The following is a 9,944-nucleotide window of genomic DNA, read 5'->3' as shown; positions in this document are numbered from 1 at the left end:
CACGGCGGCGCGGGAGATGCTGCGCCAGCGGCGGCTGGCGGCCGTGCGGCAGATCGTGGTCCGCATGACGGTGTACGTGGCCGCTGCGGTCGCCGCGCTGGTCTGCGCGGCGCCGTTCCTGTGGGGCCTGGTGACCGCGTTCGAGCGCGACGCGCCCGGCGCGCGGCACCGGCCGACCACCGAGCACGTCCGTGCCCTGTTCCACTCGCGGTTTCCGACGTTCGTGGCGAACACGCTGGTGGTCGGCGGCCTGGTCGTGGTCGTCACGCTGGCGCTCGCGCTGCCGGCGGCCTACACCCTGTCCCGGCTGCACCGCTCGTGGGGCAGGCGGGCGGCGATCGCGATCCTGCTGGTCTACCTCGTGCCGCCGCCGCTGCTGTTCCTGTCGCTGTCACGGGTGGTGGCGACGCTGGGCCTGGCCGACTCGATCTGGTCGCTCGTCCTCGTGCAGCCGACCGTGACGGTCCCCGTGTCGGTCTGGCTGCTCGCGGCGTTCCTGCGCGCCGTGCCGGTCGACATCGAGGAACAGGCGATGGTCGACGGGCACAGCCGCTTCGGTGCGTTCGTCCGTGTCGTGGCGCCGCTGGTGCTTCCGGGAGTGGCGGCCGTCATCGTCCTCACCTTCACGCTGGCCGCCGGGGAGTTCACCTACGCGCTGACGTTCATCTGGTCGGACGCGAACATGCCGGTGAGCACCGGGCTGCCGGCACGGCTCGGCGGCGGCGACCCGATGCTGTGGCGGTCGGTGCAGAGCGGCGCGGTCTTCGTGGCCGTCCCGCTCGCGATCGCGTGCGGGCTGTTCCTCGACCGGTTCGTCGCCGTTCTCGCGGAGGGCGCGCACCGGGACTGACGGCCGCCTCTCCCGGGACGGTCAGGTCTCCGCCACGCGCGGGCCGGCGTCGGCGGCCCGGCGGGCCACCGGGGCCATCCACAGGTAGTACAGGGCCGAAGCGACGATCAGACCGATGATCCAGGAGATGTCGGCGCCGCCGAGGTGCTTCACGAACGGCCCGGTGAAGAACGTCGAGCTGACGAACGGGATCTCGACCAGGACGCCGATCACGTACGCCCCGATGGTGCGCCGGTTGAACCCGCCGTACACGCCGTCCGGGCGGAAGATCGCGTCGATGTCGTACCGCTCCTTGCGGACGAAGTAGAAGTCGATCAGGTTGATCGCCGTCCACGGGATGAGGAAGTAGGCCAGGAACAGGATGAAGTTCTCGAAGTTCTCCAGGAAGTCGGCGCTCGCGGCCAGGGCGACGACCGTGCCCACAACGGCGGCGATCAGCACGAAGGCCAGCCGTACGCCGGTGTTCATCCGCATCGGGCGCAGCGCGGTCAGCGTGGTGGTCGCCGACATGAACATGCCGTAGAGGTTCAGCACGTTCACCGCGACGATGCCGAGCACGATGATCAGCGAGAACGCCCAGTGCGGATCGGCCAGGCCGACGACGAACGAGACGGAGCCGCCCTCGAAGGACTTGGCCGCCACCGCGGCGCAGACGCTGCCGAACGCCATCATCCAGACGGTGCCGATCACGCTGCCCGCGTAGGTCCACCAGAACGCCGCCCGGACCGACGTGTCCTCCGGCAGGTAACGGGAGTAGTCGGCCACGTACGGCGCGAAGGTGATCTGCCAGGTCGCGGCGATCGCCACCACGAGCAGGAACGTGCCCGCGCCGACGTGCCCGGAGTGCCAGACCCGGCCCACGTGGTGCCCGCTCAGCAGGCGGTACGTGAGGTAGAGGAAGCCTGCCGCGGCGATGAGGCTGACCCACTGTTCGTACTGGTGGATCAGCCGGTATCCGTAGGCGGCGAGCACCGTGCAGACCGCCGACACGATGATCGTGGCGGGGGTCCGGCCGATCCCCCACCAGCCGGCGAGCGCCGAACCGCCGAGCACCGCGCTGGTGGCGAAGAAGCCGACGTACATGAGGACGACGAGCAGCAGCGGCAGGATCGCCCCGTAGAACCCGAACTGCGCGCGGCTCTGGATCATCTGCGGGATGCCGAGCTTCGGCCCCTGGGCCGAGTGGAGGGCCATGAAGATCGCACCGAGCAGGTTGCCGATGACCAGGGCGACGATCGCCCAGGGCAGCGGAAGCCCGAGGACCACACCGAGCGCACCCGTCACCGCGGTGGTGACCTGCATGTTCGCGCCGAACCAAACGGTGAACAGCCGCCACACCGACCCGTGCCGCTCTTCGGGCGGAACGAAGTCGATCGACCGCTGCTCGACCCCCAGGGTTCCGCCCTGCCCGGCGCTCTGAGCACCGCCGACCTGCTGTTTCGTCATGCGCGCACTCTCACGCCCCCATCGGGCGTCCCGCAAGAGCCGTCTCGGGCGAAATGTCTGAGATCCGAGACAAGGAGGCTCCGCTCATGTCCCGCTCCGGTGGAACGCGTCGAGGAGGTCCAGCTCCTCCTCGGAGAGCCGCAGGGCGCCCGCGGCCACGTTGGCGGCCAGGTGGTCGCGGTCGCCGGTGCCGGGGATGACCAGCACGTGCGGCCCGCGGTGCAGCGCCCACGCCACCCGCACCTGCGCCGCGCTCGCCCCGTGCGCCCGCGCGACGGCGAGCACCTCGCCTCGATCGGTCCCACGGACGCCCGCCTGCCCTCCGGTGCCCGCGATCGCGTAGAACGGCACGAAGGCGATGCCCTGCTCCCCGCAGACGCGGACGAGCTCCTCCTGGTCGGCGCGCACGCCGAGGCCGTACATGTTCTGCACGCAGACCACCGGCGCGATGGCCTGGGCCTCGGCGAGGTGGTGCGGCCGGACGTTCGACAGGCCCAGGTGGCGGATGAGCCCGGCCTCGCGGAGCCCGGCCAGCGCGCCGAAGCGCTCGGCGATCGAGTCGGTGCCGACGATCCGCAGGTTGACCACGTCGAGGTGGTCACGGCCGAGCTGGCGCAGGTTCTCCTCGACCTGGCCGCGCAACCGCGCGGGGCCGGCGTGGGGCAGCCAGGCGCCCGACGGGTCGCGGCCCGGTCCGACCTTGGTGGCGATCACGAGATCGTCCGGGTACGGGGCCAGCGCCCGGTTGATCAGCTCGTTGGCGGAGCGCCGCGACGAGAAGTAGAACGCGGCGGTGTCGATGTGGTTCACCCCGAGCTCGACCGCGTCGCGCAGCACACCGATCGCCTCGTCGCGGTCACGGGGCACGGCGTCGGCCGCGAACGCCTCTCCGGTCTGGGGCAGCCGCATCGCGCCGAATCCGATCCGGTTGACCCGCAGGTCACCGAGGGTCCAGGTCCCCGCGGCCGCCGCGGGCGTCGTCTCTGAGGTCATGCGGAGATGATCCTGACGAGGTAGCCTGCCGGGCAATTGATTGCAGAATGCGCGAATCTCGGGGTGGGGTGTGCTCGCTGAGCTGACCTTTTCGGTGAGCGATCTGGTGGAGATGCGGTTCGCCCGCTCACCGATGTGGGAGGTCGGGCCGAGCAACCGGCTGCTGCGGTCCGGATCCGCGCATCCGGTGCACCGGAGCTGGATCGAGCAGGTACGACCGCGGCTGGCGAGCGCGGGCCTCGACCGGGGATGGCTCGCCGAGCTGGTCCCGCCCCACGGGTACGTTCCCGACTTCCTCAATCCGGCGCCGGCCGGGCCGGCTCCTGCCCTGGCGGACGAGCTCGCCCGGATCCGGGCCGTTCCCGCCGCCCGCGTACGCCGTGACCTGGACCGGCTGAGACGCGAACAGGGACGTCTCGGGCCCCGGCTGAGCCGCCTGTACACCGACCCGCCGGCCCATCTGGCACGGGTCACCGAAGAGATCGAGTCCTACTGGGAGCTGGCGCTGGCCCCGTACTGGTCAAGGATCCGCGCGGTGCTCGACGCGGACGTCTTCCACCGTGCCCGCCAGGTCGCCGAGCACGGCGCGGGTCACCTCCTGAGCGATCTGCACCCCTCGATGAGCTGGAGCGACGACGCGCTGCGGCTGACCCGCCGGCAGCGGCCGCTGTCGCGGGGGGCGGCGGGCACGGGGCTGCTGCTGATCCCCTCGGTCTTCACCGGACCGGCCCTGTTCACCCGCGTGTCGCCGCCGGATCCGCCGCAGCTGGCCTATCCCGCACGCGGCACCGGCACGCTGTGGCGGCCACGGTCCGTGACCGGCAGCGCCGCCCTCGCCGCCGTACTCGGCCGATCGCGGACCCTCCTGCTGACCGAGCTGGAGATCCCGGCCTCCACCACCGAGCTCGCCCGGCGTACGGGACTGTCGCCCGCCGGGGTCTCCCGGTGCCTCACGGCGCTGCGCGACGCGGGCATCGACAGCGCGCACCGCGCCGGCCACTCGGTGCTCTACGCCCGCACGGCCGCCGCCGAGTCCGTCCTCGCGGCGCCCGGCGACCGGTTCTCGTCCTCCCACGCGAGCGGGCCGCCGGGAAATGTCAGTGCCGGGGCGTACGGTGCGCGGCATGACGACATGGGCGGAGTTCGAGGCGACGGCACCCGAGCTGGCGGCGCTGGGTGAGGCCCGGTTCCGCGCCAGCGGGCTGGCGCTCGTCGGCACGTTGCGGGCGAACGGCTGGCCGCGCATCACCCCGGTCGAGCCCAGGCTCGTCGACGGCGAGTTGCAGCTCGGCATGATGTGGCAGTCGCTGAAGGCCCTCGACCTGCTCCGCGACCCGCGGTGCACGGTGCACAGCACCACCTCCGACAAGGGCGGCGCCGAGGGCGACTTCAAGGTGTACGGCACGGCCGAGCACGTGACCGACCCCGCACGCCGCGAGCGGCACTGCCAGGTGACCGAGCAGGAGATCGGCTGGCGGCCGGCCGACGACGAGTTCCACGTGTTCTCGATCGACGTCCGGGAGGTCGCCTACGCCCTCTTCGCCGGCGATGAAGACGACCCGAAGATCTATTCCTGGCGTCCGGGGGGCGATCTTCGGCGGCTGCACGTGCGGTCCTGATAGGACTGGGATAAGCGTCCGGCCGACCGGGTCACCCGGCCCGCGTGCAGGGGGCCGGGCGCACCAACCGCGATCTCAGGAGGTTGCCATGGTCGGCAGGCCGCCCCTTCCGCACGATTTTCTCCCCCAGGTCGAATCCTTCTCGGTGACCAGCGACGACATCGCGGACGGCGAGCGTCTGTCCAACGCCCACGTCTTCAACGACTGGGGCTTCAGCGGCGACAACATCTCGCCGCAGCTGCGCTGGTCGGGATTCCCGGCCGAGACCAAGAGCTTCGCCGTCACCTGCTACGACCCCGATGCGCCGACGGGCAGCGGCTTCTGGCACTGGGTGCTGTTCGACATCCCGGCGTCGGTGACCGAGCTCCCGGCCGGCGCGGGCGGCGGTGACTTCAAGGGCCTGCCGCAGAGGGCCGTGCACGCGCGCAACGACTACGGCAACAAGGAGTTCGGCGGCGCGGCTCCGCCTCCGGGCAGCCCGCACCGCTACGTCTTCACCGTGCACGCGCTGGACACCGAGTCCCTGGGCCTCCCCGCCGACACCGCACCGGCGGTGGTGGGCTTCAACATCACGGCCCACACGCTGGCCCGCGCCCAGATCATCCCGGAGTACGAAAGCTAGGACGGCGGCCGAGCGGCGGAGGAGGGGGTCGGCCTGGTGCCGGTCGTCGGCTCTTCGCTCTCGCGGGAGCGTGCCGGACGGCTCCGCCGTCCGGCACGCTTTCATGAAATGGGCGCGGCGAGACGCCGCCTGGACGTTCCCACGGCATGACCGCGGGGCCTTGGGACAGGGCCCCGCATCGTCGAGGGCGGGCGGCGCACGCCCGTGAAGGTGCGTTCGGAACACGGACCGGAAAGGTTTCCGGGGCCGTACCTGCTCGGCACGGCCCCGAAACCAAGCCCCGGCGGCGCACCCCCCGGGACCCCTGTGACCCGTGGGCCGACTCCCCAGCCCCGTTGGTCACCTCCGGACCCCCAGGGACGCCGGCCGTCGTCACATCTGGACCTGGGCCGCCGTTCGCACACCGGCCCAGGCCATCTCATGATGGACGGCGGCGCCATCGTTCCGCTTCGCGTCCGCTATCGGTCGGGGTCACCCGATCCGATGCCGCGTGCGGTGGGACCGGTCAGATCGACGGACCGGCCGCTGCCACATCGTGTGCGCTGGTTTCTCCACCTGCGACGATCCCCTGGAACGGGAACCGCTCGGCGCCGAACGCCGGCTTGAGATCCGTCAGCCACTTGGCCGCTGGATCGTACTCGGCGAAGAAGGGTTTGTTCACGAACTCCGGGTCGCGGCACTGGATGAAGTGCAGGACGAAGAGCTTCTCTCCACCGACCTCGACGACGCCGTCGATGCAGACCTTGCCCGGCGTGGCGGACATGGACGGCCCGCGGACCGTACGGCAGAGACCGGAGACGTTCTTGTAGGCGTCACGGAACACCTCGTAGGCGCGCCCGAGCGTCACCGCGAAGTAGTCCTGCGGGCCCGTGTCCCGTTCGATGAACATGTAGTACGGCACCATGCCCATCCGGAGCTGGCGACGCCACATGCTCTCCCAGAGTTCGGGTGAGTCGTTGATCGTACGGATCAGCGGGGCCTGCGTGCGGATGACGGCCCCGGTGTCGCGGATCCGGCGGACCGCCTCGGAGACCATGGCCGGCTCCAGCTCCCGCGGGTGCGTGAAGTGGGCCATGAACGCGAGGTTCTTGCCGGCGTTGGTCACCTGCTCGAACAGGCGGAGCGTGTCGTCGGCGTCGGGGTCGGTCACCCAGCGCTGCGGCCAGTACGCCAGGGCCTTGGTGCCGATGCGGATCGACTCGATCTGCTCGACCTCGAGCAGGGGCTCGATGTAGCGGCGGAGCACCGGCTCGCCCATGATCATCGGGTCGCCGCCGGTGAACAGGATACTGGTCACCTCGGGGTGGCTCCCGAGGTACTGCTTGAGCCGGTCGATGTCGTCGGCCGCCATCTTCAGGTCGGGCTCGCCCACGAACTGAGCCCAGCGGAAGCAGTACGTGCAGTACGCGTGACACGTCTGGCCCTGTTTGGGGAAGAACAGCACAGTCTCGTGGTACTTGTGCTGCACGCCCGGCATCGGCTCCTCATGGAAGCTCGGGATGTTGAGCTGCAGCTGACCGGCGGGATGGGGGTTGAGCTTCATCCGCACCTGGTGGGCCAGTGCCTCGATCTCCGCCTTGGGGGCTTCCCGCCGGAGGAGGTCGGACAGCCGCGCGACGTCCTCGGGGGGAAGCATGTCCTCTTGGGGGAAGACGAGCCGATAGATCGGATCGTCGGGTGCGGCGGACCAGTCGATCAGCTCGTCCAGGACGTAGCTGTTGGTACGGAACGGCAGGACCGTCGCGACCGCCCTGGTGCCCAGGCGCTGCTCGGCGGTCAACCCGGCGCGGGCGGTGAGCTCATCCAGGTGTTTCGCCGTGAAGGCGCGGAATCGGCGGCCGGTGGTTCGCACAGCGGCCGGCGCCGCGTCGTTGACCAAGGTCACGTGTTGTTACTCCTTTGACATCGAGGGAAAGCGTGCGACGCGCCGCATCCGCCCAGGCGGGGCCGTGCGGACGCTCGCTGGCAGGTTGTTTCGCCTCCTTCACGCTCGACTACGGCATCGCAGGTCGCGACACCGTCACGCTCCCCGCCCCATTGAACCCTGAATCTCCCGTTTCTTACGAATCTGATACCCGTAGGAGTGCTTATCGATACGCGGACACTAGGGCTACTGACCTCTCAACGTCACAATCGACTCAAAAGTGTCAGCTCGACACGCACTGTCAGGCTCGATCCGAGTAAGCGGTCTGCGACATACTGTGTAACCCCAGTCCCGCTACGCGACAGAAGTCACTGTGCTGCTCCCGCAACGACACCCCCGGCCCACGTGGAGCGATCGTGGGTAGACATCGCAAGAAGCAACGCCGGCAACGCCGCCGGGCAAGGATCGCGCTGGTCGCGGCCGGCCTGCTGGTCCCGCTGACCGGCGGCGCCGCGGTGTTCGCGGCCACCGACCGAGCCGATACGCCCGCGGCCCAGGCGCCGAAGACGGGCAACGGAGCGATCCGCCGGGCCTACGCCGGCAGCGCCCCGCGCTCGCGGCCGACCGCCGAAGCGCCACCCTCGTCCGCACCGGCCCGTACGCCGGCCGCGTCCCCGTCGCCGTCCCCGTCGACGGGACCGCGGATCGGCTTCGCCCCGTACGCCGACGTGCTGTCCTGGCCGCCGCCGGACCTGTCCAAGACCAACGTGAAGACCTACACCATGGGGTTCGTCTCGGCCGGCGGTGGATGCTCGGCCGCCTGGGGCGGGCTGTCCCCGGTCGACGCCGCGTTCGCGGTGCGCCGGATCAAGGACGTTCCGGGGAAGGTCGTCGTGTCCTTCGGCGGCCCGCACGGCACCGAGCTCGCGCAGAGCTGCGAGAGCGTGGACTCCCTGGTCAAGCAGTATCGCAAGGCGATGGACGCCACCGACCCGGCGGGGCTCGACTTCTACCTCACCGAGGGCACGCTGTCCGACACCCTGTCCGTACAGCGCCGTACGCAGGCCCTGACCCGGATCCAGCGCGACGACCTGCCACTGTCGATCACGCTGCCGCTGCACCGCTCCGGACTGTCCGCGAGCGCGCTCGCGGCGCTGCGCTCGGCCGTCGCGGACGGTCTGCGCGTCTCGGTCGTCAACCTCGTCCCGGCGGACGGCGCGGGCCAGTCGATCACCGCCTCCGCGACCGCCGCGCACACCCAGCTGATGCGGCTTTACCACCTCGGCGACGCACAGACGTGGCAGCGCATGGGGGTGACCCCGATCATCGGCGTCGCGGGCGTGGACACGCAGTTCCGCCCGGCCGACGCCCGGCAGTTGCTCACCTGGGCCACCGCCCGTGGTCTCGGACGCCTCTCGATGTGGACCGTCACGCGCGACAACCCGTGCACCGCGGACACGAGCGTCGCCGGCAACACGTGCAGCGGCCTGGACGAGGACTCCGGGGTCTTCACCAAGATCCTCGAGGACTACTGACGCACCGGCTCCGCGGTCAGGCCGCACCGGCCTGACCGCGCACCCGGCCGCGATCAGCCCCGGGCGAGCGGCGCGGGTGCGAAGTGTCGTGTCGGACCGTCCGACGCGGTCCGGTCCTCCTGGGTCCGAAAGCTCCGTCCGCTCTTCCCCGGGCGATCTCCAACCCGCCGATATGGCACGCGTCCGGGCAGGTCACAGGCCTGGTCGGTCGTTCGTCTCCGGTTGTGAGTCCTTATGCTTGGACTCTGGGCGGGGGGAGCCTAAGCCGTGACTGTGAGCTCGTACGGGGGTTCACGCGAGCCGGGCATGGTGCCGGCATTCGCGTGGCTGCTTGCCGCCATCGCCGGGGTCACGTACGCGTCGTGGCTCCTGCAGTTCTTCCTCAACCCCGAGCTCGACCCGGTCAACGGCTACGTCAGCGAGCTGTCCGCCAGCGACCAGCCGTACCACCTCCTGTTCTCCGCCGGTGACTTCGTCTCCGGCCTGCTGACGATCATCGTGGTGGTGGCCGTGCTGCGCGCGGTGCGCCCCCGGGGCCATGCGCTGGCCGGCTGGCTGGCGCTGTTCCTGTTCGGCGTCTTCTCGATCGCCGACTCGCTGTTCGCGATGGACTGCGCGCCCAACTCCGACACGACGTGTGCGCTGCGGGAGCGTGCCGGGAAGGTCTCCTTCGCGCATCAGTTCCACAGCGTGACCAGCGTCTGCGTCGTGACGGCGGGCATCGTCAGTCTCGTCGCCCTCACCATCGCCTCACGGCGGCACCGCCGCTGGCCCGTGATCGCCCGCTGGAGCTGGCTGCTGCTGGTCGTGGAGACCGTGACGGCCGTGGCCACGCTGCCGCTGATGTACTTCGGCGTCCTCCTCGGCGTGATGGAGCGGTTCCAGGTCGCGATGATCTCGGTCTGGCTGTTCGTGATCGCCGCCCAGCTCCACGCCGACCGCCGCCGCGCGCCGGTCCCCGAGCCGCCGCCGATTCCCGGACCGCCGCCCGTTCCGGATCCGCCGCCGGGCGGCG

9 protein-coding genes are annotated in these 9,944 nt (G+C 70.7%); 6 read left to right on the top strand and 3 right to left on the bottom strand.

From position 1 onward, the window contains the following. Positions 1–850: carbohydrate ABC transporter permease (locus tag ACFFNX_RS31655; RefSeq protein ID WP_378209539.1), on the top strand; the 850-nt coding region annotated here is incomplete at its 5' end. A 21-nt stretch (positions 851–871) separates the two neighbouring features. Here ACFFNX_RS31655 and ACFFNX_RS31650 read toward each other — a convergent pair. Together ACFFNX_RS31650 and ACFFNX_RS31645 are read right to left on the bottom strand one after the other, a co-directional pair. After that, entirely contained in the window at positions 872–2,296 is a 1,425-nt protein-coding gene (locus ACFFNX_RS31650) for a purine-cytosine permease family protein (RefSeq protein WP_378209538.1), read from the bottom strand. 84 nt (positions 2,297–2,380) lie between these two features. After that, positions 2,381–3,289, bottom strand: a complete 909-nt coding sequence (locus tag ACFFNX_RS31645) for an oxidoreductase (protein ID WP_378209537.1) — start codon at positions 3,287–3,289, stop codon at positions 2,381–2,383. A gap of 70 nt (positions 3,290–3,359) precedes the next feature. Between ACFFNX_RS31645 and ACFFNX_RS31640 the strand changes: the two genes are divergently transcribed. The 3 genes from ACFFNX_RS31640 (at position 3,360) to ACFFNX_RS31630 (ending at position 5,530) form a co-directional block, all read left to right on the top strand. Continuing rightward, complete coding sequence (locus tag ACFFNX_RS31640) at positions 3,360–4,469, top strand: ArsR/SmtB family transcription factor (RefSeq protein WP_378209536.1); 1,110 nt, start codon at positions 3,360–3,362, stop codon at positions 4,467–4,469. Then, entirely contained in the window at positions 4,414–4,908 is a 495-nt protein-coding gene (locus ACFFNX_RS31635; RefSeq protein WP_378209535.1) for a pyridoxamine 5'-phosphate oxidase family protein, read from the top strand. The genes ACFFNX_RS31640 and ACFFNX_RS31635 overlap by 56 nt, the downstream gene beginning before the upstream one ends. An 88-nt stretch (positions 4,909–4,996) precedes the next feature. Further along, the gene (locus ACFFNX_RS31630; protein WP_378209534.1) at positions 4,997–5,530 is read left to right on the top strand and encodes a YbhB/YbcL family Raf kinase inhibitor-like protein; all 534 of its coding nucleotides are present in this window, start codon (positions 4,997–4,999) and stop codon (positions 5,528–5,530) included. Positions 5,531–6,035: 505 nt separating this feature from the next. Here the strand turns inward: ACFFNX_RS31630 and ACFFNX_RS31625 are convergent. Beyond that, positions 6,036–7,415, bottom strand: a complete 1,380-nt coding sequence (locus tag ACFFNX_RS31625) for a KamA family radical SAM protein (RefSeq protein WP_378209533.1) — start codon at positions 7,413–7,415, stop codon at positions 6,036–6,038. 395 nt (positions 7,416–7,810) lie between these two features. Here ACFFNX_RS31625 and ACFFNX_RS31620 point away from each other — a divergent pair, with 395 nt between their 5' ends. Both ACFFNX_RS31620 and ACFFNX_RS31615 read left to right on the top strand, forming a co-directional pair. Then, positions 7,811–8,929: a glycoside hydrolase family 18 protein gene (locus tag ACFFNX_RS31620; protein WP_378209532.1), complete on the top strand. Its 1,119-nt coding sequence runs from the start codon at positions 7,811–7,813 to the stop codon at positions 8,927–8,929. A 267-nt stretch (positions 8,930–9,196) separates the two neighbouring features. Continuing rightward, positions 9,197–9,944, top strand: a 748-nt coding sequence (locus ACFFNX_RS31615; protein ID WP_378209531.1) for a DUF998 domain-containing protein, incomplete at its 3' end; no start/stop codon positions are given.

It is taken from the genome of Actinoallomurus acaciae (assembly GCF_042429965.1).
GTDB lineage: Bacteria > Actinomycetota > Actinomycetes > Streptosporangiales > Streptosporangiaceae > Actinoallomurus > Actinoallomurus acaciae.
Note: the sequence above shows the minus strand (reverse complement) of the source record. Positions and strands in the feature narration are given on the sequence as shown.